23 protein-coding genes are annotated in these 22,369 nt (G+C 72.0%); 10 read left to right on the top strand and 13 right to left on the bottom strand.

The genetic code is table 11. From position 1 onward, the window contains the following. Positions 1-13: 13 nt before the first annotated feature. Positions 14-208 carry a hypothetical protein gene (locus DK419_RS01085; RefSeq protein ID WP_109957468.1) on the bottom strand — a complete coding sequence of 65 codons (195 nt, stop codon included), beginning with the start codon at positions 206-208 and terminating at the stop codon, positions 14-16. A 133-nt stretch (positions 209-341) separates the two neighbouring features. Further along, positions 342-1,172 (bottom strand): molybdate ABC transporter substrate-binding protein, encoded by an 831-nt coding sequence (locus DK419_RS01080; protein ID WP_109957467.1) that lies wholly within the window; start codon positions 1,170-1,172, stop codon positions 342-344. Positions 1,173-1,342: 170 nt separating this feature from the next. Between DK419_RS01080 and tcuC the strand changes: the two genes are divergently transcribed. After that, positions 1,343-2,662: an MFS transporter gene (tcuC, locus tag DK419_RS01075; protein ID WP_109962041.1), complete on the top strand. Its 1,320-nt coding sequence runs from the start codon at positions 1,343-1,345 to the stop codon at positions 2,660-2,662. Between the two features lie 16 nt (positions 2,663-2,678). Here tcuC and DK419_RS01070 read toward each other — a convergent pair whose 3' ends face one another. From DK419_RS01070 to DK419_RS01060, 3 genes are all read right to left on the bottom strand, one after another. Further along, positions 2,679-3,356: a haloacid dehalogenase type II gene (locus DK419_RS01070; protein WP_109957466.1), complete on the bottom strand. Its 678-nt coding sequence runs from the start codon at positions 3,354-3,356 to the stop codon at positions 2,679-2,681. Positions 3,357-3,557: 201 nt separating this feature from the next. Then, a complete protein-coding gene (gene murJ, locus DK419_RS01065) occupies positions 3,558-5,081 on the bottom strand; it encodes a murein biosynthesis integral membrane protein MurJ (RefSeq protein WP_109957465.1) in 1,524 nt (507 codons plus the stop codon). A gap of 96 nt (positions 5,082-5,177) precedes the next feature. Beyond that, positions 5,178-6,203 carry a glycosyltransferase family 2 protein gene (locus DK419_RS01060; protein ID WP_109957464.1) on the bottom strand — a complete coding sequence of 342 codons (1,026 nt, stop codon included), beginning with the start codon at positions 6,201-6,203 and terminating at the stop codon, positions 5,178-5,180. A 101-nt stretch (positions 6,204-6,304) separates the two neighbouring features. Between DK419_RS01060 and DK419_RS01055 the strand changes: the two genes are divergently transcribed. Next, positions 6,305-7,210, top strand: a complete 906-nt coding sequence (locus DK419_RS01055) for a ChbG/HpnK family deacetylase (RefSeq protein WP_109957463.1) — start codon at positions 6,305-6,307, stop codon at positions 7,208-7,210. Between the two features lie 223 nt (positions 7,211-7,433). On the opposite strand, the gene DK419_RS01050 is transcribed toward DK419_RS01055, so the two are convergent. Next, positions 7,434-8,033: a superoxide dismutase gene (locus DK419_RS01050; RefSeq protein WP_048429540.1), complete on the bottom strand. Its 600-nt coding sequence runs from the start codon at positions 8,031-8,033 to the stop codon at positions 7,434-7,436. Positions 8,034-8,321: 288 nt separating this feature from the next. Here DK419_RS01050 and DK419_RS01045 point away from each other — a divergent pair, with 288 nt between their 5' ends. Then, positions 8,322-9,230 (top strand): hypothetical protein, encoded by a 909-nt coding sequence (locus DK419_RS01045; protein WP_208642261.1) that lies wholly within the window; start codon positions 8,322-8,324, stop codon positions 9,228-9,230. A gap of 9 nt (positions 9,231-9,239) precedes the next feature. Here the strand turns inward: DK419_RS01045 and DK419_RS01040 are convergent, their stop codons facing one another. From DK419_RS01040 to DK419_RS01020, 5 genes are all read right to left on the bottom strand, one after another. Further along, positions 9,240-11,027: a sensor histidine kinase gene (locus DK419_RS01040; RefSeq protein ID WP_109957462.1), complete on the bottom strand. Its 1,788-nt coding sequence runs from the start codon at positions 11,025-11,027 to the stop codon at positions 9,240-9,242. Positions 11,028-11,229: 202 nt separating this feature from the next. Next, positions 11,230-11,751 (bottom strand): CCDC90 family protein, encoded by a 522-nt coding sequence (locus tag DK419_RS01035; RefSeq protein ID WP_109957461.1) that lies wholly within the window; start codon positions 11,749-11,751, stop codon positions 11,230-11,232. Positions 11,752-11,804: 53 nt separating this feature from the next. Continuing rightward, entirely contained in the window at positions 11,805-12,506 is a 702-nt protein-coding gene (gene trmB, locus DK419_RS01030) for a tRNA (guanine(46)-N(7))-methyltransferase TrmB (protein WP_109957460.1), read from the bottom strand. Positions 12,507-12,562: 56 nt separating this feature from the next. Beyond that, positions 12,563-13,741 (bottom strand): methionine adenosyltransferase, encoded by a 1,179-nt coding sequence (metK, locus tag DK419_RS01025; RefSeq protein ID WP_109957459.1) that lies wholly within the window; start codon positions 13,739-13,741, stop codon positions 12,563-12,565. A 96-nt stretch (positions 13,742-13,837) separates the two neighbouring features. Beyond that, positions 13,838-14,287 carry a helix-turn-helix domain-containing protein gene (locus tag DK419_RS01020; protein WP_109957458.1) on the bottom strand — a complete coding sequence of 150 codons (450 nt, stop codon included), beginning with the start codon at positions 14,285-14,287 and terminating at the stop codon, positions 13,838-13,840. Positions 14,288-14,599: 312 nt separating this feature from the next. Between DK419_RS01020 and DK419_RS01015 the strand changes: the two genes are divergently transcribed. Then, positions 14,600-15,070 carry an MgtC/SapB family protein gene (locus DK419_RS01015; protein WP_109957457.1) on the top strand — a complete coding sequence of 157 codons (471 nt, stop codon included), beginning with the start codon at positions 14,600-14,602 and terminating at the stop codon, positions 15,068-15,070. Between the two features lie 50 nt (positions 15,071-15,120). Here the strand turns inward: DK419_RS01015 and DK419_RS01010 are convergent, their stop codons facing one another. Together DK419_RS01010 and DK419_RS01005 are read right to left on the bottom strand one after the other, a co-directional pair. Next, on the bottom strand, positions 15,121-15,354 hold the full coding sequence (locus DK419_RS01010; protein ID WP_109957456.1) for a DUF6894 family protein: 234 nt from the start codon (positions 15,352-15,354) through the stop codon (positions 15,121-15,123). Between the two features lie 187 nt (positions 15,355-15,541). After that, positions 15,542-15,802 carry a hypothetical protein gene (locus tag DK419_RS01005; protein ID WP_109957455.1) on the bottom strand — a complete coding sequence of 87 codons (261 nt, stop codon included), beginning with the start codon at positions 15,800-15,802 and terminating at the stop codon, positions 15,542-15,544. Between the two features lie 561 nt (positions 15,803-16,363). Here DK419_RS01005 and DK419_RS29745 point away from each other — a divergent pair. From DK419_RS29745 to DK419_RS00980, 6 genes are all read left to right on the top strand, one after another. Continuing rightward, a complete protein-coding gene (locus tag DK419_RS29745; protein WP_280953921.1) occupies positions 16,364-16,489 on the top strand; it encodes a hypothetical protein in 126 nt (41 codons plus the stop codon). A 456-nt stretch (positions 16,490-16,945) separates the two neighbouring features. Continuing rightward, positions 16,946-17,725, top strand: a complete 780-nt coding sequence (locus DK419_RS01000; RefSeq protein ID WP_109957454.1) for a hemerythrin domain-containing protein — start codon at positions 16,946-16,948, stop codon at positions 17,723-17,725. A gap of 210 nt (positions 17,726-17,935) precedes the next feature. After that, entirely contained in the window at positions 17,936-18,316 is a 381-nt protein-coding gene (locus tag DK419_RS00995; RefSeq protein WP_109957453.1) for a hypothetical protein, read from the top strand. Positions 18,317-18,959: 643 nt separating this feature from the next. Further along, positions 18,960-19,412 carry a hypothetical protein gene (locus DK419_RS29130; protein WP_208642260.1) on the top strand — a complete coding sequence of 151 codons (453 nt, stop codon included), beginning with the start codon at positions 18,960-18,962 and terminating at the stop codon, positions 19,410-19,412. Positions 19,413-19,998: 586 nt separating this feature from the next. Next, positions 19,999-20,796, top strand: a complete 798-nt coding sequence (locus tag DK419_RS00985) for a DNA-binding protein (protein ID WP_109957451.1) — start codon at positions 19,999-20,001, stop codon at positions 20,794-20,796. Positions 20,797-20,801: 5 nt separating this feature from the next. Beyond that, on the top strand, positions 20,802-22,349 hold the full coding sequence (locus DK419_RS00980; protein ID WP_109957450.1) for a M48 family metalloprotease: 1,548 nt from the start codon (positions 20,802-20,804) through the stop codon (positions 22,347-22,349). Positions 22,350-22,369: the final 20 nt, after the last annotated feature.

Raw genomic sequence — 22,369 nt, 5'->3', positions numbered from 1 at the left:
CCTGCGTCATCCGTCACAAAGCCACCCGCAACCCGAGCGCGACCACCGCCACGATGGCCGCCCCGAGGGCCGGCCCGACCGCCGCGATCACCAGCGCCCCCGGATGGTAGCCCGGGGCCGCGAGGTAGCGCTGATGCGCGTGCTTCTCCTGCCGGAGCAGCGGCGCGTTCGTGCGCGCCGCCGCTCCGGGCGTCCGACCCTGTCGCATGATGCCGTCCCCGCTCGCTTGGGCCGCCCGCGAGGGCGACGCGAGACCTGTTGTGTGGGGACCATCAGGCGCCGGCCGGCGTGAAGAGGTGGTGAATCCGATCGCTCGGATTCTCCTCGTCGTGAATCGGGGGTTAGCGGGCCTTGATCGGGTCGAGGCCGGTCTCGGTGACGGTCGCGGCGTGCTCGGGCGCGGACAGCCAGGCGATGAGCGCCCGGGCCGCCTCAGGGTGCCTGGCGCCCTTCGGGATGCCGGCCGAGAACACCGTGACCTTCTGCACCTCCGGCGGGATCGGCCCGACGATGGTGATGCCCTTGACGGGCTTCAGCTCGGCGATCTGCTGGAAGCCGAACTCCGCGTCGCCGCGGGCGACGACGTTGCCGACGCGCTCGGCGACGATCATCTTGCTCTTCGGCGCCAGTTCCTTCTCGAGCCCGAGCTTCCCGTACATCTCCTTCTCGATGTAGACGCCGCTCGCGCTGTCCGAGTAGGCGATCGAGGTGGCGGAGAGCAGCGCCTTCTTGAAGGCGTCGAGGGTGGCGATGTCCGGAACCTTGGCTCCGGCCTTCACCGCCAGCGCGATGCGGGAATCGGCCAGCGCCACCTTGGTGCCGGGCTCGATCTTGCCCTCCTTGTCGAGGGCGTCGAGGGCGTAGCCGACCATGATCACCACGTCGGCCGGCTCGCCGCGGGTGAGGCGTACCGGGATCGCCTCCGGCGCCGTGCCCATCGACGGACCGTAGGCGGTCTCGACCTTGTCGCCGGTCTTCGCCTCGAAGCCCGGCACCAGGGCCTGGTAGGCGGCGGTGAAGCCGCCGGAGATCATCACCCGCACCTCCGCGGCCTCGGCCGGGACGGCGAGGACGAGCCCCGCCAGCAGGCCGGCGGCGACCCGGGCCAGGCGACGGCGCCCCCAGCCGTACGGACGCGCGCTCGCCGTCGTCACGAATCCTGTCCTCGTCATGGTTCCTCCCGGAGCTAATCCCGTGGGATGCCCGCACGGCACCTCCCCGTTGGTAACCCGGCCGCCGCGCAACCTCCATCGATTCCCGCGGGATGAAATTTCTGTATCAAACGTGTCTGGGATGGCTGTAGAGAGAGCGCAGTCGAGGGAGCCCAATCAGGGGAATGAGCATGGCAGGTCCGGTCCACGGTCCGCAGGGATCGAAGGTCGCCACGGTGTTGCGCGTCACGAGCGGCAACTTCCTGGAGATGTTCGACTTCTTCCTGTTCGGCATCTACGCGAGCCACATCTCGAAGGCCTTCTTCCCGGCCGAGAACGAGTTCGCCTCGCTGATGTTCACGTTCATGGCCTTCGGCGCCGGCTTCCTGATGCGGCCGCTCGGGGCGATCTTCCTCGGCGCCTATGTCGACCGGATCGGGCGGCGCCAGGGTCTCATCGTGACGCTGGGCATCATGGCCGCCGGGACGGTGCTGATCGCCTTCGTGCCGTCCTACCAGACGATCGGCCTCGCAGCACCGTTCCTGGTGCTGATCGGGCGCCTGCTCCAGGGCTTCTCGGCCGGCGTCGAGCTCGGCGGCGTGTCGGTCTACCTCGCCGAGATGGCGACCCCCGGCCGCAAGGGCTTCTACGTCTCCTGGCAATCCGGCAGCCAGCAGGTCGCCGTGATGGTGGCGGCGCTGATCGGCTTCGGTCTCAGCCGCGCCCTGATGCCGGCCCAGATGTCCGAGTGGGGCTGGCGCATCCCGTTCTTCATCGGCTGCCTGATCGTGCCGTTCCTGTTCTACATCCGGCGCTCGCTGGAGGAGACCCAGGAGTTCCTGCACCGCAAGCACCGCCCGTCGCTGCCCGAGGTGTTCAAGTCGCTGGGCGAGAACTGGAAGATCGTGCTGCTCGGCATGCTGCTGGTGGTGATGACCACGGTGTCGTTCTACACCATCACGGTCTACACCCCGACCTTCGGCAAGAGCGTGCTGAAGCTCTCCGAGACGGACAGCCTGATCGTCACCTTCCTCACCGCCCTGTCGAACCTGTTCTGGCTGCCGTTGATGGGGGCTTTGTCCGACAAGATCGGCCGCAAGCCGATCCTGCTGGCCTTCTCGGCGCTGACCCTGCTCACCGCCTATCCGGCGCTCGCCTGGCTGACCTCCAACATCTCGTTCACCAACATGCTGATCACGCTCCTGTGGCTGTCGTTCCTGTATGGCAGCTACAACGGCGCGATGGTGGTGGCGCTGACCGAGATCGTGCCGGCCAACGTCCGCACCACCGGCTTCTCGCTGGCCTACTCGCTCGCCACCGCGATCTTCGGCGGCTTCACCCCGGTCGTCTCGACCTGGCTGATCCAGGCGCTCGACAACAAGGCGGCGCCGGGCCTGTGGATGGCCTTCGCCGGCGCCTGCGGCCTCGTCGCGACCCTGCTGATCTACCGCCGCGGCTCGGCGGCGACCGCCGGGCTCCCGGGCGGCGCCCGCCCGGTGGCCGGCGAGTAGCGAAAGGCGAGGTCCCTCAGGCGAGCAGCCCGTCGAGGGAGCGGATTACCCGGACCGGTGCGAGGTCCGGGTACTCGTCGGGCTGCCCCGTCCGATTGACCCAGACCGTTGTGAAGCCGTAGGCCGCCGCCCCGGCGATGTCCCAGCGGTTCGAGGACAGGAACGCGATCCGCTCCCGCGCGACCCCGAGGGACTCGGGCGCCAGGGCGTAGGCGGCGGGCGCGGTCTTGAAGGTGCCGGCGGGATCGACCGACAGGACCGCGTCGAGACGGTCCTCCAGGTCGGCCGCCTTCACCGCCGCGTCGAGCATGGCGGTGTCGCCGTTCGACAGGATCGCGGTCTTCAGCCCGGCGCGACGCAGGTGCTCCAGCACGGCGGGCACCTCCTGATAGGCGTCGAGCGCCCGGTAGGCCTCGAGCAGGTCCGCCCGCACGCCTCTCGCCACCCCCGGATGCTGGGCGAGGGCGAAATCGAGGGCGCGCTCGGTCAGGGTCCAGAACGGCGCGTAGCGCCCGCATAGCGACAGTACCCAGGAATATTCGAGCTGCTTCTGCCGCCAGGCGGCGGAGAGCGCCTGCGCCTCCGGCCCGATCGCTCCGGCATGGCGCTGCACGGCGGAATGGACGTCGAGCAGGGTGCCGTAGGCGTCGAAGACGACGGCATCGGCGCGGTCGAGCGGGGCGGGGAGGGGCATGCGTGAGCCTCGTGCGGTCTGGCTGGGATCGATGCCCGACAACGCGCGACGAGCGGCCCCGGCTCAGAACTCGGGGCCGGTCCGCCCTGCTCCAACAATGCCGCTACCCTCCCGGTCCATCCCGGGTTCCGCTGCGCGGCTCCGGGACGACCCCAAGGGTGTCGGAACCGTCGAGGGATCTGGCGAGGCTCGGACCAGCCCTCACACCCGCCGCAGCCGCACCCCGAACAGCCGCAGCGCCACCAGGAGCGTCGCCCCGTAGGCGACGAGCCCCGCCACCCCCAGGGCCGCCAGCACCGCGAGCTCGCGAAACCGCGGCAGGGACGGCATCAGGCGCTCGATCAGCGGCAGGCCGCCCAGCGTGCAGGCGGCGAGCACGACGCAGGCGGCGAGCACCCCGCCGGCGGTGACGATCAGCGTGCGGCTCGGCGCAGTCCAGCCGCGGCCGTAGGCGAGGCAGAACAGGATCAGCACGTTGACCCAGACCCCGGCGGCCGTGGCGAGCGCCAGGCCCATCACCCCGAGCGGACCCGTGAGCACCACCTTCAGGCCGACATTGACCAGGACCGCGGTGAGGGAGGCGATCACCGGCGTGCGGGTGTCGTGGCGGGCGTAGAAGCTCGCCACGATCGAGCGGATCACCACCGCCGCCGGGAGCGCCAGGCCGTAGGCCGCCAGCACCGCGCCGGAGCGCGCCGCGGCTTCCGCGTCGAAGGCGCCGCGCTGGAACAGGGCGGTCATGATCAGGTCCGGCACCAGCAGGAACGCGACCGCGAAGGGCGCCGACAGGGCGAGCGAGAAGCCGGTGGCGCGGTTCTGCGCCGCGTGCGCCCCGTCGGCGTCGCCCGCGGCGACGCGCCGGCTCATCTCCGGCAGCAGCACGGTGCCGGCGGCGATGCCGATGACCCCGAAGGGCAGCTGGTAGAGCCGGTCGGCGTAGTACAGCGCCGAGACCGCGCCGGTCGGCAGGAACGAGGCGATGATCGTGTCGGCGAACATCGCGATCTGCACGCCCGCCGAACCGATCACCGCCGGCCCCAGCATCGCGAAGAACCGGCGCATGCCGGCGTCGCGCAAGGTCGGGCGCACGAGTGAGGGGGCGAGGCCCGCCCGGCGGGCATCGGCCCAGACCAGGAGGAATTGCAGCACGCCCGACACCGCGACGCCCCAGGCGGCGGCGTATCCGGCATTCGGGAACAGGAAGGCGAGGCCAAGCGCGGCGAGCAGCGAGACGTTGAGCAGCACCGGGGCGGCCGCCGCGGCGGCGAAGCGCCGGCGGGCGTTGAGGATCCCCGACAGGAGCGTCACCTGCGTGATGAACAGCAGGTACGGGAAGGTGATGCGGGTCAGCGCCACGGCGAGCGCGAATTTCTCCGGCTCGTCGGAGAAGCCGGGGGCGAGCGCCCGCACGATCGCGGGCATCAGCGGCAGGGCGAGCGCCAGGAGCGCGACCTGCACCAGCAGCATCAGGGTGAAGACCCGGTCGGCGAAGGCCCGCGCCGCGCCCGCCTCGGCGTCGAGGGAGGCGTAGGTCGGCACGAAGGCGACGTTGAACGCGCCCTCGCCGAAGATCGCGCGAAAATGGTTCGGCAGCCGGAAGGCCACCACGAAGGCGTCGGCGACCGGGCCGGCGCCCATCACGGCGGCCATGACCACGTCGCGCAGGAAGCCGGTGGCGCGGGAGACCAGCGTCCAGCCGCCGACCGAGAGGATGCTGCGAATCATGGCGCCGTGGATAGCACAGGCGTGAGGCCCGAAGCGGGACCGTCAAGCCTCACGCGGCGCCGGAATGCGCCGTCAGGCGGCGCCGGATCAGCGCCGTCATGCGGCGCCGGAATAGCGCGCTCGCCGCTCGCCGCGCCGGTCGTCGCGCACCAGGCGGTCGTGGCCCTGGGCCGCCGGGCCGATCCGCTCGGCGACGACGTAGAGCGGGCGGCGCTTCACCTCGGCGAAGATGCGGCCGATATACTCGCCGATGATGCCGAGCGACATCAGCTGCACGCCGGAGAGGAACATCACCGAGACGATCAGCGAGGCGTAGCCCGGCACGTCGGGACCGCGCAGCAGGGTGTCGGCGACGAAGTAGAGCGCGGTCAGGAACGCGATGCCGGCGATCCCGCCGCCGAGATAGGTCCAGACCCTGAGCGGCACGGTCGAGAACGAGGTGATGCCGTCGAAGGCGAAGCGGAACAGCTTGCGGAAGCTCCATTTCGAGCTGCCGTGCTGGCGCTCCTCGACCTGGTAGGGCACGCCGACCGAGCGGAAGCCGATCCAGGAATACAGCCCCTTCGAGAACCGGGCGCGCTCCGGCAGCGCGCGCAGCACCTCGACGCCCTTGCGGTCGATGAGGCGGAAGTCGCCGGCGCCCTCGGGCAGCGGCATCTCGCCGAAGCGGGCGAAGAGCCGGTAGAACAGCCGGGCGAAGCCGCGCCGCATCGCGCTCTCGTCGTCCCGGTCGGTGCGCTGGGCGTAGACCATCACGTTGCCCTCGCGCCAGCGCTCCCAGAAGGTCGCGATCAGCTCGGGCGGGTGCTGCAGGTCGGCGTCCATGATGACGACGGCGCGGCCCTCGGCGTGGTCGAGCCCGGCCGCGATGGCGATCTCCTTGCCGAAGTTGCGGCTGAACGAGACCGCGCCGATCCGCGGCTCGGCGGCGTGGTGGGCGGCGATCACCGCGGCGGTGTCGTCGTGACTGCCGTCGTCGACGAACACCACCTCGTAGGATCGCGTCAGCCGCTCCAGCACCGGCGTGAGGCGGGCGAGCAGCGGCGCGACGTTGGCGCTCTCGTTGAAGACCGGTATGACGACGCTCAGGTCGACCGGTTCGGGATGTCTGAACAGCTCCACGGCGCTGTCCCTCGTTTCGGTGTCTGGCGCCGGCGGGGGGCCGGCGGATGGCGGTCATCGAGGCCGGTGCGCGCACCGGGGCTCCAAGCGCGAGATACGCGATGCTTCCTGAACGGCGCCCGGTCGTGCTCTGCGCCGACGATTACGGCCTGAGCCCGGGCGTCAGCCGGGGCATTCTCGACCTGGCGCGATGGCACCGCATAACAGCCACCGGGGCGATGACCAACATCCCGGCCTTCCGCGGCGCGGCGCCGGCCCTGCGCGAGCTCGGCGGCACGGTGGGCCTGGGCCTCCACCTGACCCTGACGACGGGCGCCCCCCTCGGCCCCTTGCCGCGCCTGGCGCCGGACGGACGCCTGCCGCCGCTCGGGCGGCTCCTGTCCTGGAGCCTGTCGGGCCGCCTGCGGGCGGCGGAGATCCGCCCCGAGATCGAGCGCCAGCTCGACGCCTTCGCGGCCGCGATGGGCCGGCTGCCGGACTTCGTCGACGGGCACCAGCACGTCCACGTCCTGCCGGGAGTGCGGGGGGCGCTTCTCGCCGCGCTCGCGGCGCGGGGCTGGCGCGGCTGGCTGCGCGATCCGGGCGACCGCTCGGGCGCGATCCGGGCCCGGCCGCAAGGCCGCAAGGCGGCCGTGGTGGCGGGGTTGGGCCTGGGCTTCGGGTCCGCGGCCCGGCGGGCGGGGTTCTCGACCAACCGGGGTTTCTCCGGCTTCTCGGATTTCGCGGAGGGGGAGGGGTTCGCGGACGCCTTCGAGCGGAGCTTCCGCGCCCTCGGCCCGGCGCCCGTGGTGATGTGCCATCCGGGCGAGATCGACGACGGCTTGCGGGCCCTCGACCCGGTGGTGGCGAGCCGGCCGCTCGAACTCGCTTATCTCGGCTCCGATCGCTTCGCGGAGTTCCTCGAGCGGGAGGAAATCCGACTCGTGCCGGCGCCGGATCTCGACGCGGGCTGCCCTCGGTCCCCTCGACCGATCTCACCCCCTCCCCGTCATCCTGGGGCCGCGTAGCGGAAACCGGGATCCATCAGTGCCGAGTTTTCAGGATGAAGCGGAGCGCGTGCCGTCTTGTCAGGTGCTGTCAGCGGTCATGGATCCCGGGTTCCGCTGCGCGACCGCAAGGATGACCCCGCGAAATGAAAACGCCGTTGCTCGACGAGTGCTGAGTTAGACAAGGAAAGCCCCCTCGCCCGGGCGGGGAGGGGGCTTTCCAACAACCTATATGCGCGGCCGATCAGGCGATCGCCTCGCCGTACATCTTCTCGACGTGCTCCCAGTTCACCAGGTTCTCGATGAACGCCTTGAGGTAGTCGGGGCGACGGTTGCGGTAGTCGATGTAGTAGGAGTGCTCCCACACGTCGACGCCGAGGATCGGCTTGGCGCCGTGAACCAGCGGGTTCTCGCCGTTGGGGGTCTTCATGATCTCGAGCTTGCCGTTCTTCACAGCGAGCCAGGCCCAGCCGGAGCCGAACTGCGACACGCCGGCCTGAATGAAGTCGGCCTTGAACTTGTCGGTGCCGCCGAGGTCCTCGGCGATCTTCTTCTCGAGCGCGCCCGGGATCGCGCCGCCGCCGTTCGGCTTCATCCACTGCCAGAAGTGGATGTGGTTGTAGTGCTGGCCGGCATTGTTGAAGAGCGGCTGGTTCTGGCCGTAAGAGGCCTTCACCACCTCCTCGACGCTCTTGCCGGCGAGTTCCGAGCCCTCGAGGAGCTTGTTGCCGGTGTCGACATACGCCTTGTGGTGCTTGTCGTGGTGGAACTCCAGGGTCTCCTTCGACATGTAGGGCTGCAGCGCGTCGTAGGCGTAGGGGAGTTCGGGCAGCGTGAAGGCCATGGCGTGTCTCCGGATCGCTTGGGTTCGACGCGGCGGATCCCCGAGAGGCGCCGCCGCGGCACCCGCGTCTACCTAAGTCGGCCCCGGGCCGGCGGCAACGCCGCCGATCCCTCAGGGGGCCCGCATCCCGGACTTTGGTCGCCGGTCAAGCGCGGCGATTTTGCAAAAGCGGCCGGCGTCGTTAAGTCTGGGCCGTCGCGGGCGGGCGGGGCGGTGGTCCCGGACCGCCCGTTCGGCTGCCCGAACCGGTCGGGCCGCCCGCTTTCGCGTCGCCAACCCGAGAGTCCGATGATCGTTGCGTTGTTCGTGCTCGCTCTCCTGATGCTGATCGGCGGCCTCGCCTCGATCGTCCAGGGCATCCCGTTCGTGCGGCTCGAGGTCGGCTGGACGATGGTGATCGCCGGCACGGTCGGGGCGAGCGGCGGCGCGGTTCTGCTCGGGATCGCCGCCGCGGTCGCGCGGCTCGGGCGGATCGAGCGCGCCCTGGCGGTCCGCTCCGTCACCGAGCGCCCCGTCGCGGCGCCCGCCCTTCCGGAGGTCGCCGCGCCCGAAGCGGGCCTCGCGCCGGTCCGGGCGGTCCGCAGCGAGCCGGTCATGGCGCCGGTGCTGCCGCCGATCCCGTTCCCGGCCGCGCCGCCGCCCGTGCCCGAGCCGCGCCCGGCCGAGCCGACCGGCCTCGACGGCGGGGCGGCCCTCGCCGCCGGGGCGGCGGCCGGCCTCGCCGCGAGCGAGCTGCGCCTGACCCGGGCCGAGGATGCCGACCCGCCGATGGGGACGCACGATCCCGCGCCGCAGGATCCGATCCACCCCGATACGATCCATCGGGAACCGGCCCGTCACGAGCCCCCGGCTCCCGCCGAACCCTATTCGCCCGAACCTCTCCCGTCCGAGCCTCTCGCGCCCGAGGCCCGCGCGATGCACGACGAGGTGCCGCCGCCCCCGGTCGAGGAGCCCCCGCCGCCGCCCGGGCCGGAGGCCCGTCCCGGCGAGGCGCCGCCGCCCGAGGCGCACCTCCCCGAGGAGCCGCCCGGCAAGACGGTCATCGGCACCTACGATTCCGGCGGCAACACCTACACGATGTACGCCGACGGCACGATCGACGCCGAGACGCCGGCCGGGCTCTTCCACTTCGCGTCGATCGACGAGCTGAAGGCGTTCCGCAGCGCCGGCGGCGAGGGCGCGGCCCGCTCGGCGTGACGCGTCAGCTCACAAAGCCGCCAGGGGGTTGAGGGCGGCGTTGCGGGCCGGCAGCGGCGCCAGCATCGTCAGCACCAGGCCGCCGGGGGCGTAGTCGGTCGCGACCTCGGCCTGGACCTGGGTCGTCAGCACCCGCTGCAGCAGGCGCGAGCCGAAGCCCTGGCGGGTCGGCGGCGCCACCGGGGGACCGCCGGATTCCTGCCAGTGGAAGCGCAGGCGCGGCCGGTCCGCGCCTGGCTCGGCCCCCGGCTCGACGCTCCAGCGGATCCGCACCCGGCCGGTCCTGTTCGACAGCGCGCCGTACTTGGCGGCGTTGGTGGTGAGCTCGTGGATCGCCATGCCGATCGGCACCGCGATCTCGGAGGGCAGGTCGACCGCCGGCCCGTCGAGCTCGATCCGCCCGCCGGTGTCGGGCCGCATCGCGCCGTCGGCGTAGGGGCGCAGCTCGTTCTCCAGCAGGCCGCGCAGGGAGGCCGTCTGCCACACGTCCTCGGTGAGAACGGAGTGGGTGTGGGCGAGCGACATGATCCGGCCGACGAAGGCCTCGTAGAAGCTCTCGATGCTCGACGCGGTCCGGGCCGTCGAGCCGACGATGGCCTGCACCGTCGCGAGCGTGTTCTTCACCCGGTGGTGCAACTCGCGGATCAGCAGCGACTGGCGCTCCTCGGCGAGCCGCCGGTCGGTGATGTCGGCGACGACGCCGATCAGGCGCCGCGGCAGCCCGGCCGGCCCGTCGCGCTCGAAGCGGCCGGCCATCTCGATCGTGCGCCACGCCTCCGGCGCGTCGGGACCCTCGGGAGCACCGCGGATGCGCGCCGTCGCGTGCAGCACGCCGTCGCTGTGGAGCGCCCCGGCCACGGCCCGGCGAAACCCCGCCTTGTCCTCCGGATGGACCACGCTGCGGAAGAACTCGCGCATGCTGATGGTGCCGTCCTGCGGCCGGCGGCCGAAGATCTCCCACATGCGCTCGTTCTCCCAGAGCGACTGGTCGTCGAGCACGTGCCATTCGAAGATGCCGAGCGCCGCCACGGTCGTGGCCACCCGGAGCCGCTGCTCGCGGTCGTGCAGGGCGCGCCGGGCCTCCTCCCGGGCGGTGACGTCCTGCAGCACCCCGATCATGCCGGTGAGCGCGCCGTCGGGGGCGCGGGTCGCCTGGCCGCGGGCGGAGATCCAGGCCTCCTGGCCGTCCATGGGCCGGCGGAACCGCATCTCGACCGCGTAGGGGATCGCCTTGGCGACGGCGTCCTGCACGGTCGCCCGGATCCGCTCGAGGTCGTCGCGCCCGACCGCCTGCTGCAGCTCGGCCCAGGTCGGCGCCGCGCCGGCCGGATGGCCGAGGATCGCGGCGGCCCGGTCCGACAGGACGACGCGGCCGTCGGCCGGGTTCCAGCTCCACTCGCCGAGGCCCGCCGAGGCGAGCGCCAGGCGGGTCTGCTCGGCCCGGGCGGTGGCGGCCCCGTCGGCCAGCGCCTCGACCGCGACGATCCGCGTTCCCTCCCGCTCGGGGCCGGCCCGCAGCCGCACCCGGAGCGGCGAGCCGTCGGCCCGGCGCCAGCACGCCTCGCCCGCGAGATCCGGCCCGCTCCTCGGGCCGTGCGGGTGGTCGAGATCGGCGAGGGCGCGCCCGACGAGCGCCCCCGGGGCGAGGCCGAGCAGCGCGCCGAGAGCCGGATTGGCGGCCGCGATGCGCCGGTCCGGCCCGGTCAGGCAGGCGAGGGCGACCGGCGCGCCCTCGAAGGCGACGCGGGGAAGGGGATCGTCCGGCAGGTCGGGGGCGGCGTCGGGCCTCGGGTCCAATGCGGCTCAGTCCTGGTGATCGGCGGGCGGAGTGGCGAAAGGCGCGGGTCCCCGTGTCTCCGCCGGCAGGCTCCGCCCGGTCCGGCTCGGCTGTTGTTATGGAGCGAAACCATGCCTTCCCGCGCGGGCGGCGGCAAGGTCGGCCGTCCGTGCCCGGTCTCTCGTACCTCCGGCGCGGTGCGCTGGAGCACGCCCGGGGCGCTCAGCGGGCCGGCATGTACCGGATCGCCGCGATCAGGATGCCGCCGAGCGCCACCAGCATGGCGCCGAGCTTGATCGTCATCCGCTGCTCCAGGAGCTTCATCTCCGACCGGACGGAGGCGAACTCGTTCTTGGTGTCCGACTTGAAGGCGGCCATCTCCGATCGGACGGCAGCGAACTCGGTCTTCATTTCCTGCCGGACGGCGGCGAACTCGGCCTCCGTCTCCGACCGGACGGCGGCGAACTCGTTCCGGGTCTCGGTCTTGAAAGCCGCGAGGTCGGCCCGGACCGCCGCGAACTCGCTCCTGGTCTCAGCCTGGAACGCCGCGATCTCGGACCGGACGGCCACGAGCTCCGCCTTCACCGAGCCTTCGAGGCTTTGCAGGTCGGCCCGGGTCGGCAGGCCGCCCTGCACCGCCTCGGCGAACACCTCCGACGGTCCCTCCGCGTGCTCGGCGGACATATGGGCCCGGTCGCGAAGGGCGCGGGCGAATTTCAGGGTGTCGAAGGCGACGGCGGTCATGGCGTCAGCCTAGCACGGGCCGGGGTGGCGCGACAGGAACCCGCCCGCCGCGCTCACACCCGCTCGAAGGTCAGGTAGCTCGGCTTACGCCCCTCCGCCGTGGTCTTGGCCTCGTAGCGGGTGCCGGGCCATTCCGGCCACGGCGTGGTCCAGTCGGCGGAACGGGTCGCGGTCCAGCGCAGGGCGGGGCAGCGGGCGGCGCGCACGAGGGTCCAGCCGGCGTAGTCGTCGATGTCGGAGGCGAAGCGGAACTCGCCGCCGGGCACGAGCACCCGGGCGATCTCGCGCAGGGATTCCTCCGAGACGAAGCGGCGCTTGCGCTGCCGGCGCTTCGGCCAGGGGTCGGGATACAGCAGGAAGACGCGCCCGATGCTGGCATCGGGCAGCCGCGGCAGCAACTCCATCGCGTCCCGGTCCCAGAGCCGGACCGTGTCGATGGCCTCGTCGTCGAGGGTGCGCAGCAGCTTCACCACGCCGTTGACGAAGGGCTCGCAGCCGATGATGCCGGTGCCGGGATTGAGCCGGGCCTGCGCAGCGAGGTGCTCTCCACCGCCGAAGCCGATCTCGAGCCAGGTCTCGGCGACCGGGCGCGGGAACAGGGAGGCGGGATCGAGGCGGCCGGCCTCGGGCAGGCGCAGCCGCGGCAGGAGGCCGGCGAGGCGCTCCTCCTGGCCGGGGCGCAGGCGCTTGCCCTTGCGCCGGCCGTAGAAGGCGCGGGCCCGCTCGGGGCTCGCGTCGGTGTCGTGATCGTCCATGATGTCCCGGTGCCGAATGGGGCGTGTCCGCGCCCCGTTAGCACCGGGGCACGGGATCAGGCCAGGGCGCTCTTGAGCTGGCCGACGAGGTCGGTGCGCTCCCACGAGAAGCCGCCATCGGCCTCGGGCTCGCGGCCGAAATGGCCGTAGGCCGAGGTGCGGGCGTAGATCGGCTTGTTGAGGCCGAGATGGGTGCGGATGCCGCGGGGCGACAGGTCGACGAGATCGCCGAGGACCGCCTCGAGCTTGGCCTCGTCGACCTCGCCGGTGCCGTGCAGGTCGACGTAGATCGACAGCGGCTTGGCGACGCCGATGGCGTAGGCGAGCTGGATCGTGGCCTTGCGGGCGAGGCCGGCGGCGACGACGTTCTTGGCGAGGTAGCGCGCCGCGTAGGCCGCCGAGCGGTCGACCTTGGTCGGGTCCTTGCCCGAGAAGGCGCCGCCGCCGTGGGGCGCCGCGCCGCCGTAGGTGTCGACGATGATCTTGCGGCCGGTCAGGCCGGCGTCGCCGTCCGGACCGCCGATCACGAACTTGCCGGTCGGGTTGACGTGCCACACCGTGCCGTCGGTGACCCAGTTCTCGGGGAGCGCCGCTCGGATGTAGGGCTCGACGATGGCGCGCACGGCGGCCGAGTCGAGCGACTCGTCGAGGTGCTGGGTCGAGAGCACGATCTGCGTCGCCTCGACCGGACGGCCGTCGACGTAGCGCACGGTGACCTGGCTCTTGGCGTCCGGCCCGAGCTTGGCCGCATCCCCCGACTTCGCCTTGCGGGCGTCCGCCAGATCCTTGAGGATCTTGTGGGCGTAGTAGATCGGCGCCGGCATCAGGGCGGGCGTCTCGTCGGACGCGTAGCCGAACATGATGCCCTGGTCGCCCGCGCCCTCGTCCTTGTTGCCCGCGGCATCGACGCCCTGGGCGATGTCGGCGGATTGGGCGTGCAGGTAGATCGCGACGTCGTTGTTCTTCCAGTGGAAGCCGTCCTGCTCGTAGCCGATGTCCTTGACGGCCTCGCGGGTCAGCGCCTCGAGGTCCTTGAAGGTGACCGAGTCGGGGCCGCGCACCTCGCCCGCGATGACGATGCGGTTGGTGGTCGCCAGGGTCTCGACGCCGAGGCGGGCCTCCGGCATCACCGCCAGGTAGGCGTCGACCACGGTGTCGGAGATGCGGTCGCAGACCTTGTCCGGATGGCCCTCGGAGACCGACTCGCTGGTGAACAGGTAGTTGGAACGCGGCATAGGTTGCGAGCCCTCAGGTCTCGTCGAGCGCGGCGTGAGAGGCCTACCCTACTCGACACTTCGATCGCGGGGTTCTGGCAGCCGGAATCCCGAACGTCAATCCGACGGACCGGAGTCGTTCGCTTTATCGAACGCTCGTTGCGCCGAAAGCGCATGGTCGACGGCGCGCACGAGGCCGCCCAGGGCCTGGCGGCGGTCCCCGTCGAGATGGGTGTCGGCGGCGCGCGCCACCGCCTCGGCGAACCCGGTCCAGCCTGCCAGCACCTCGAGCCGCGCCTGCGGCCGGTCGCTGAGCCCCGGCGCGTGCGGATCCCGCCCCGGCATTCCCTCGAAGAAGAAGCCGACCGGCACGCCGAGCACCCGCGCGAGGGTGTCGAGGTCGGTGGCGCTCAGGCGGTTGGCGCCCTTCAGGTATTTTCCGAGCTGCGACAGCGAGACCTCGAGGGGGCCGGCCAGGGCCTCGCGGCTGAGGCCGGCGCGCAGGCGCCGCTCCTCGATGAGCCCCCCGATATGCACGTCCCGTTGGTCCGCAGGTTTCCCGGCCATCTCTCGGCTCGCAGGGCTGCCCGCGCGTCGCGTCGCGGCATGGAAGACGACGGGTCGATTGTTGATTCCCAACGGTTGCGATCGCGTAAATGCCCGCGGTTTGGGCGAACGCTTCATCCGGCATAGCGGATGTCGCGGTCCGGACCGGACGTTCCCGGCCGGGCAGGGCCTGTCCTCACCCAGCGTTAACGCAGCCCCGACGAGGGTTGCGGGACGATCCCGGCGCGCGGGCACCGATCCTCTCGCGCCGGCGCCGGCGTCGGGGGAGGCCTGCCGGTTGTCCCGCTCCCCGTGCTTGAGGAGGACGTGCCGATGCTCTCGACCGCCGACATCTGCCTGCGCCTCGGCGCAGCCGTGCTCGCCGGGGGATTGGTCGGCCTCAATCGCGAGATGCATTCCAAGCCCGTCGGCGTGCGGACGCTCGGCCTCGTGGCCCTCGGCGCGGCCCTGGTGACCCTCGCCGGATCGGGCTTCTCCGGCGACGGGACGGATGCAAATGCCAGCCGGGCGATCCAGGGCACCATCACGGGAATCGGCTTCCTCGGCGCCGGCGTGATCGTGAAGGGCGAGGGCAGCCGGGTTCACGGCCTCACCACCGCCGCGGCGATCTGGGTGACGGCTGCCCTCGGCATCGTCTGCGGCCTCGGAGCCTACCTGCCACTGGCGCTGGGCACCGGCTTCCTGCTCGCGACCCTGCTGATCGGGGGAGCCGTCGACCGGGCCATCGAGGCGCGCCGGCGCGTCCGGAGGGGGGAGGAGCGGCCCGGGAGCGGCAACGGGTGAGGGCTGCGCTGCGGGAGCGGCGTCACGGGAGGGCCGTCACGGACGTGCCGTCAGGGGCAGGAGTTCACGGTCAGGACCAGGGAGGCTTCGAGCACGCGCCGGCCCGACGCGTCCCGTACGTCGGCGCGGCACCGGGAGCGCTCGTCGATGCCGGCTTCCTCGCCCATCAGTTTTGTTAGTACAACACGGACGTGGTCGCGCGCCGCATCCAGATCCGCCAGTTCCGTTCCTTCGTCATCGAGGATGGCGGTGCCATCGAACGTGTCGATGTAGTAGAGAGGCATTGCGTGAACCTTCCGCCGATGCGAGCCGCACACCATACCGATTCATCGCGAAAAGGTTCCTGACGGCGGCGCGGACCGATCGATCCTCCGCTTCGTCGCGCGAGAGCCACGGGTCGCTGCAACGGGTTCCGGCGGGTGATCCCGACGCGTGACCCTGGCGGGCGTCCTTGACGAAGGACCTCCCGGGTCAGCCGCGCGGCTGCGGGAGGCTGCGGCTCAGGTCGATCAACTCGCGCCGCACCTGTCCGTCGACATCGCCCGGTCCGTCGCCGGCGATCGCCAGCACGATGCGCCGGCGGGCGGCTTCGAGGAAGGCGGTCGCGTAGGGCCGGTCGCCCCGGAGATACAGCGAGCCGAGCTTCTTCTCCCGCCAGGCGACCGCGATGATGAACTCGCCCGGCGCGACTTCCTCCAGATCGAACTGAAGCGAGTTTCCATCGTGCGCCATGATGCCGGATCGAAATTCCTGGGAGGCGCGACCGCGGCCGGACGGGCCAGGCAGGCCATAGCGCGAAACCGGAGCGCGGGGTAGCGGCGATCTCGCGGGGCCACGGTCCTCGAGAGCCGCCCGCGCGCCGACGGGGATCGTCGCAAAAAGCAAAAAAGAAGCCGCTCTCGCGAGCGGCTTCAGTCAGGGAGGAAACGCCCTAGGAGGGCTGCGGCACCACGGCCAGGCCGCGATGCTGCATTGCAACAATTCATATTGCGCTGCATCGTTCCGTACCATCCTGCGATTTCGCGAGAACAACGAGGCGTCCGCACGGGTTCGGACCGGACCGGACGCCTCGTCATCGAGGAGATCGCGAGATGAGTGCGTCTCGCCCTCGGCCAATGCACGCCCGCTAGGACCGTTCCGGGACCGATCCCGGTCCGGCCGATCCCCGCCGCGCGACAGGCTTGCCGCGCCCCAAGCCTGTCGCGGAAGCGCGATCCATCGTGAGAACCTTTCGCCGTAAGAACCCTTGGGGAGTATTCTGCGTTGGGCGGTGACGACCGACGGAGACGTGCCATGGCCCCACCGAGTCACAAGCCCGAGCGCACCACGAACCGGGTGCGGCCCGCACTGCTGGGCCTGGCGCTCGTCGTGGCGGTGATCGCCCTCGTGGCCTACGCGGCCCTCTACAGCCCGCGCTGACGGGACCGGCACACCGATCGACGACGCACGAACGTCGAGGGAGATGACGATGCCCGACGACGAACCGCCGCCGGCCGGCGGAAGGCCCCCGGCCCCGACGCCGCCCGCCACCGATCCGACCGGCATCGGGCCGCCGCCGGCCGGGGCCGAGATCGCTCCGGACGGCGCCGTGACGTCCGGTGCGCCGTCCGAAGCCGAGCCGGGACCGGACCGATCCTGACGCGACGCCCGCCGGCAGCACACCGCCGGCCGGCGTCGCGGGGCGTGGGGGCGAGCCGCGACCGGCCGCCGCTTCCGCTCGTTCCGGTCCATGACCGAGTTCGGCCGCGTCTCGTTGTTCGGGTATGGCTGAGGCCGAGGTCAAGGACGCGACCGGGATGGGAGACAATCGGGAACGTCCCGAGATCGATCGAGTTGTGAGGCCGAGTTGTGAGTCATCGAGAAAGGCGTTTACGCATGGATATCTGGCGACTGATTGAACGCGATCACGCGAACATCGCACAGCTCATCCGCGAGATCCCGAACGCGCTCAACGGTCCCGGCGTGGTGCGAAGCCGCGAGCGGTTGCTGTCCGACCTTCTCGACGAACTCCACGCCCACGCCGTCTCGGTCGATGCCGGCCTGCTGACGCTGCTCGACCGGTACGCCGAGGCGCGTGCGCTGGTCGAGGGGCTGCGGCGCGAGCACGAGGAGGTCATGGGAGACCTCGACCGCCTCGCGCGGACCCGCCGGCCGGCATCCGGCTGGCTGAACACGTTCGAGGACGTGACCTACGGGGTCGACCGGCACCTGCACCGGCACTGGCACGAACTCGTGCCGTTGGCCCGCCGGGTTCTCTCCGAGCAGGAGATCCGCGAGGCGGCGACGGCGTTCGTGCGGGCGCGCAGCCGCGTCCTTCGCACGGCAGGGCGGGGTTCGGGCGCGTCCGGCGGATCGGGCGACCTCGTCGTCGCGGCCGTGGCCGGCCTCGCGATCGCCGGCGCGGGGCTGCTGGCCTGGCGTTCCGGCCTGCTCGGCGGCGCGTCCGTCCCGTCGCGTACGCCGACGCGCGAACGGGGCGAGCGGGACGGCCCCCGCCGCGGCCAACCCCTTTCCGATCGCGCGGCAGCCTCCGCGCCCGGACCCCGGAGGCCCGGGGAGGATTTCCAGGCCCGCCAGGAGCGCCTGCTGGACGAGGCAATCGAGGAGACCTTCCCGGCGAGCGACCCGATCTCCCCGAGCCGGATCACCCGCTAGAGCATGTCCCGACTGACGTGAGACCGGTTCGTCGCAGACAATGCGGCGGCCACAGACCGAGGGCGGCGCCCGATTGCAGCGCGATCGGGCGCCGCTGCAGGGACCGGTCGCCCGTCGCGCCGCGGGACGCCGCGAACTTCGACCCGCGACGGGCGTAGTCCAGGTACGAACCCCGCGGCGACGACCGCGCCGAATCCGAGAGCGATGCCCATGAGCTACGAAACCGACGTTCCGCCGCACCTGTCGGCCCAGCGCGCCGACCCCCCGGCGCCCCTCGATGCTCCTAATCCCAACGCGGCGATGCTGAAGGGCGACATCGATTCCGGGCGCAGCGGCGACAAGGTCGAGGTGTTCGATCCCGGGATGGCGATGCTCGGGACCTGCGAGGAGGCGGGCGGCAACGCCCTCTCGCCGAAGGACATCGCCCGGGCCCGCCTCGCCGAGATCAAGGAGCGCTGGCGCCTGTCTCCCCGCAAGCCCGGCTATGCCCACAACCACGCCGACCCGACCCTTGCGCTGTATGTCGGGTTCATCGGTGTCGCGGGCGTGGGCCTTTCCGCCGCGATCTGGTTCATCCGCGCCGGCGTGTAGGCCCGGTCCGGAAGCGCGCGGCGGCGCGCGCCACGCCGCTCGGCCGGAAGGGCGTCCGGCCCCGGACGGATCTCAGGCGCGGCGGAACGCCAGGGCCGCCCGGAACGGGGCTGCCAGGAGGGTGAAGAGGCCCCCGACCGTGAGGACGAGCAGGACCGAGAGAAGCGCTCCGAAGATGCCGATGAAACGCACGCTGTGGCCTCGCTGGGCTGGCATCGGCCGCATCGGGTGCGCGGCCGGTTCGATGGCGAGAGAGGCACCCCAAACAAGGCGGGAGTGAGGACCCGGCATCACGCTCAAGCCGATTCTCGCGGGAATCCTCAGGAAATTCGAGGCGACCGGCGAACCGAGGTCGGTGAAGGTCCCGATGGCGAGATGCCCGCCGGAGGGATAGGACCTTGGCGGGCATCCTGCGTGATCGAGGGGTGGGGAACCCGCTGCTGACGGGGAGAACGTCACGCTCCGGTCGTGGTTCCCGCCGAGCTTGATCGGGGCTGATGCGGGCTCGCGCTTGCGCGAGTCCCGTCCTGGGAAAGGCGCAGGGTTCCGGCGCGCCGGCGCGGGATCGGCCTGCGATCGATCGGCGCCGCTGGACCATGCCGGACGACCTTGAGGACTGGGGACCGGGGACGGATCCTGGCGCGTGTGCATCGTCTCGGACTGGGTGCCGAACGTCCCAGAATGCATCCTCGCCGATCGATCGGTCCTCGAGCCCGTGGCCCGACCCGATCTGCCGGAGCATACTGGCAACCTCGCGGAGGTCGGAGCATCTCCGGTGGACGCCGCTTCACGCTTCCGGCCGCGCATCGACGGCTGGATTCTCGACGAAGGCGGATGGCTCGATCCGGCGGACAGGTGCGCCACGCTGGAGAAGGCCCGTCAGCCTGCCTGTGCGCGTCTCAGCTTCGCCGACGGTCGGGTGCCCTGGGCCGACGGCGTGCTGGTCGTCGCGAAGGCATCCCGCCATCGAGCGGTACCGAAGCCCGGCATCCCGGAAGAGGCGGCAGCCCGACACCCGAAAGGGGGCGTGAAGCGGGCACCAGGCTGCCGCCGAGCCGGGGCAGGCCGAAGGCCTGCGGGCGTGACCGGGATCTAGCTTCCGGTCGGCCTCCAGGGATGTGTGGTGGCGCACGGGAGCGGGGTTGCCGGTCGCTCCCCCGCGATCGGGGGGCGACCGCCCGCTGGGCGGGACGAGCCGACGGCCCGCGCCCGCTCCGGCCGACAGCACGGCCGGGCACCGATTTCAGTGGAAAAACCCGCCCCGACAAGGGCTCTAAGCATGCGTGGCGTCCTAAGCATGCGTGGCGTCCCCGGCAGGGCTCGAACCTGCGACCCCAGGTTTCGTACCACTTCGGCTTTCGCCGCCGCCGCGAGGCGTTCGTGGTCTGGACTATCCCTTCACCGTAGCCTCGAAGAGGCCCTTAGGTGCCGCCCGTCTAGTCTCTACACCTTCCCAGCCTGGAGGCCGGGCTTGGCTCGGGATCGGCGTGAGGCCTGGAGAGGCTCGACGCTTTCCCCGACTTTGAGCGGATCCGCCGCGCGGTTTCCCGGCGCGACGCCCAATTCGGTTTAGGAAACCTGTGCTCTGTCCAGCTGAGCTACGGAGACCCACGGCGAGCCTCTTACCATCTCGCCCGTCTTCCGCCAACCTCGTCGATCGCGGATCGGGGGCGGCTTCCACCATGAGACGACGAATCGCGGCGGGGCTCGCCCTGGTGCTCCTCGCCGGTGCGGCCGAAGGCGCCGCTCCCCGCACCCGCGAGCCGCCGGCCTGCCGGGGCCGTACAGCCGGACGGGACCGGATCGAGGCGGTGGCCGCCCGGGGCGAGCTCGTCCTCGCCTCCGGGCGGCGGGCCCGGCTCGACGGCCTGCGCTGGCCGGACGATCCGGCGGCGGCGGACGCCGCGCGGGTCTGGCTCGCGGGCCTCGCCGGGCGGGCGCTCGCCACCCGCGAGGCGCCGGAGCCGGACCGGTGGGGCCGAATCACCCTCGACGCGGTCACGGCGGAGGGCGATCCGGTCGACCTCGCCGGCGGGCTCGTCGCGGCCGGGCTGGTGCCGGTCGATGCCGGGGAGGGGGACAGCCTGTGCCGCCCGGGGCTGCTGGCTCTGGAGGAGGAGCCGCGCCGCACGGGGCGCGGGCTCTGGACCGGGGCGCCGCCGGTGCCGGCCGAGGACGTCGCGCGGCTCGCGTCGCTCGCGGGGCGCTTCGCGGTGGTGGAGGGCCGGGTGCGCGCCGTCGGCGAGCGCGAGCGCCGCACCTACCTCAACTTCGCCCCTTTCGGCGCGGAAGGTGTTACCGTCACGGTGTCGAAACGCACTTGGCGGATCATGCTCGAACGTGGTTTCTCTGCTGTCGCGCTTCGGGGGCGGCGCGTGCGGGCTCGCGGCATCGTCGAGCTGTGGCGCGGGCCGACCCTGGATGTCGGCGCGGCCGAGATGATCGAGATGCTGGACGAGGAGCAGGCGCAGCGGCGCTGAACGCCATGGGGTGGCCTTTCACGCGAACAAAGCCGGCCGGCCGCGCGGCCCGCACGCCTGCAGCGGCTCCCGGGCCCGCGGCAGCTCCCGGGCCCGCGGCGGCTCTCGGGCGAGTGGCAGCTCTCGGGCCAGTGGCAGCTCTTGCCCTGCTCCTCGCCGCCTGCACCGCCGACCAGACCGGCGCGCTGGCGCCGGTGGCGGCCGTCGTGCCGCCGGAGGCGCCGCGCACCACCGGGCGCGACCGGCCGGCCAACGACGCCGACCACGCCAAGCTCGTGGCCTCGTTCGGCGGCGAGTACAGGGCGCCCTCGGCGCTCCGCCTCGTCAGCGACGTCACCGACCGCCTGGTCAAGGCGACCGAGCGGCCGGACGAGACCTACGCGGTGACGCTGCTCGATTCGCCGGTGGTGAACGCCTTCGCGCTGCCGACGGGTCGCCTCTACGTCACCCGCGGTCTCCTGGCGCTCGCCGACGATACCTCGGAGCTCGCCGCGGTGCTGGCGCACGAGATCGCCCACGTGACGCTCCGCCACGCCAGCGCCCGCACCGAGATGGCGCTGCGCTCCGAACTCGTCAGCAAGGTCGTGGCCGACGTGCTCAACGACCCGGCGACCGGCGCGCTTCTGCAGGACCAGTCCCGCTTCGTGCTGGCCCGGTTCTCGCGCACCCAGGAATTCGAGGCCGACCAGACCGGGGTGCGCACGCTCGCCCGCGCCGGCTACGACCCGTTCGGGGCCGCCCGCTTCCTCACCGCGCTCAACCGCACCACGGCGCTCCGCGCCGGGTCCGGGCTGAACTCCGAGCCCGACATGCTGGCGACGCACCCGAGCACCCCGGAGCGCATCACCCAGGTGACGCAGGCCGCCCGGCGCATCGGCGCCCCCGGCCTCGGCACCGACGACCGCAACCGCTACCTCGCGGCGATCGACGGCATCGCCTACGGCGACAATCCCGCCGACGGGCTGATCCGCGGCCGCCGCTTCATCCACCCGCGCCTCGGCGTCGCCTTCGAGGCGCCGGAGGGCTTCGGGCTCGACAACACCGCCCGGGCGGTGCTCGGCACCACCCCGGACGGCAAGAGCCGCCTCCTGTTCGACGCCGTCGAGACCAATGCCGGCCAGGGCCTCGAGGAGGTGCTGAAGGCGACCTGGAACGACGCCATCGAGACCGGCAGCTTCGAGAACCGGATGCTGAACGGCTTCCCGGCGGTCACCGCCGTTTCGAAGGGCAAGGAGTGGTTCTTCCGCCTCGCCGCGGTGCGGGTCGGGCCCAACACCTTCCGGATGATCATGGCGGCCAAGGGCACGAGCGACCCGGAGCCTGTCTTCGGCCGCTGGCTCTCCAGCATCGCCCTGGTGACGCCGGAGGAGGCCCGCAGCCTCAAGCCCCTGCGCATCCAGGTCGTCACCGCCGCCCCCGGCGACACCGCCGAGAGTCTGGCCCAGCGCATGACGGCTGTCGACCGGCCGCTCGAGCGCTTTCAGGTCATCAACGGCCTCGACAAGGGCGCGGCCGTGCGCGCCGGCCTGCCCTACAAGCTGGTGGTGGAGTAGGGAGGCGGGAATCGGCCCGA

Source organism: Methylobacterium terrae, assembly GCF_003173755.1.
Taxonomy (GTDB): domain Bacteria; phylum Pseudomonadota; class Alphaproteobacteria; order Rhizobiales; family Beijerinckiaceae; genus Methylobacterium; species Methylobacterium terrae.
Note: the sequence above shows the minus strand (reverse complement) of the source record. Positions and strands in the feature narration are given on the sequence as shown.

Coding starts and splice junctions, on each gene's coding strand:
- DK419_RS01015 (WP_109957457.1), top strand. CDS start 14,600: ATGCTCTCGACCGCCGACATCTGCCTGCGCCTCGGCGCAGCCGTGCTC.
- murJ (WP_109957465.1), bottom strand. CDS start 5,081: ATGATTCGCAGCATCCTCTCGGTCGGCGGCTGGACGCTGGTCTCCCGC.
- DK419_RS00985 (WP_109957451.1), top strand. CDS start 19,999: ATGAGACGACGAATCGCGGCGGGGCTCGCCCTGGTGCTCCTCGCCGGT.
- DK419_RS00995 (WP_109957453.1), top strand. CDS start 17,936: ATGAGCTACGAAACCGACGTTCCGCCGCACCTGTCGGCCCAGCGCGCC.
- DK419_RS01050 (WP_048429540.1), bottom strand. CDS start 8,033: ATGGCCTTCACGCTGCCCGAACTCCCCTACGCCTACGACGCGCTGCAG.
- DK419_RS01000 (WP_109957454.1), top strand. CDS start 16,946: ATGGATATCTGGCGACTGATTGAACGCGATCACGCGAACATCGCACAG.
- DK419_RS01010 (WP_109957456.1), bottom strand. CDS start 15,354: ATGCCTCTCTACTACATCGACACGTTCGATGGCACCGCCATCCTCGAT.
- DK419_RS01055 (WP_109957463.1), top strand. CDS start 6,305: ATGCTTCCTGAACGGCGCCCGGTCGTGCTCTGCGCCGACGATTACGGC.
- DK419_RS01080 (WP_109957467.1), bottom strand. CDS start 1,172: ATGACGAGGACAGGATTCGTGACGACGGCGAGCGCGCGTCCGTACGGC.
- DK419_RS00980 (WP_109957450.1), top strand. CDS start 20,802: ATGGGGTGGCCTTTCACGCGAACAAAGCCGGCCGGCCGCGCGGCCCGC.
- trmB (WP_109957460.1), bottom strand. CDS start 12,506: ATGGACGATCACGACACCGACGCGAGCCCCGAGCGGGCCCGCGCCTTC.
- tcuC (WP_109962041.1), top strand. CDS start 1,343: ATGGCAGGTCCGGTCCACGGTCCGCAGGGATCGAAGGTCGCCACGGTG.
- DK419_RS01005 (WP_109957455.1), bottom strand. CDS start 15,802: ATGGCGCACGATGGAAACTCGCTTCAGTTCGATCTGGAGGAAGTCGCG.
- DK419_RS01085 (WP_109957468.1), bottom strand. CDS start 208: ATGCGACAGGGTCGGACGCCCGGAGCGGCGGCGCGCACGAACGCGCCG.
- metK (WP_109957459.1), bottom strand. CDS start 13,741: ATGCCGCGTTCCAACTACCTGTTCACCAGCGAGTCGGTCTCCGAGGGC.
- DK419_RS01045 (WP_208642261.1), top strand. CDS start 8,322: ATGATCGTTGCGTTGTTCGTGCTCGCTCTCCTGATGCTGATCGGCGGC.
- DK419_RS01035 (WP_109957461.1), bottom strand. CDS start 11,751: ATGACCGCCGTCGCCTTCGACACCCTGAAATTCGCCCGCGCCCTTCGC.
- DK419_RS01070 (WP_109957466.1), bottom strand. CDS start 3,356: ATGCCCCTCCCCGCCCCGCTCGACCGCGCCGATGCCGTCGTCTTCGAC.
- DK419_RS01020 (WP_109957458.1), bottom strand. CDS start 14,287: ATGGCCGGGAAACCTGCGGACCAACGGGACGTGCATATCGGGGGGCTC.
- DK419_RS29745 (WP_280953921.1), top strand. CDS start 16,364: ATGGCCCCACCGAGTCACAAGCCCGAGCGCACCACGAACCGGGTGCGG.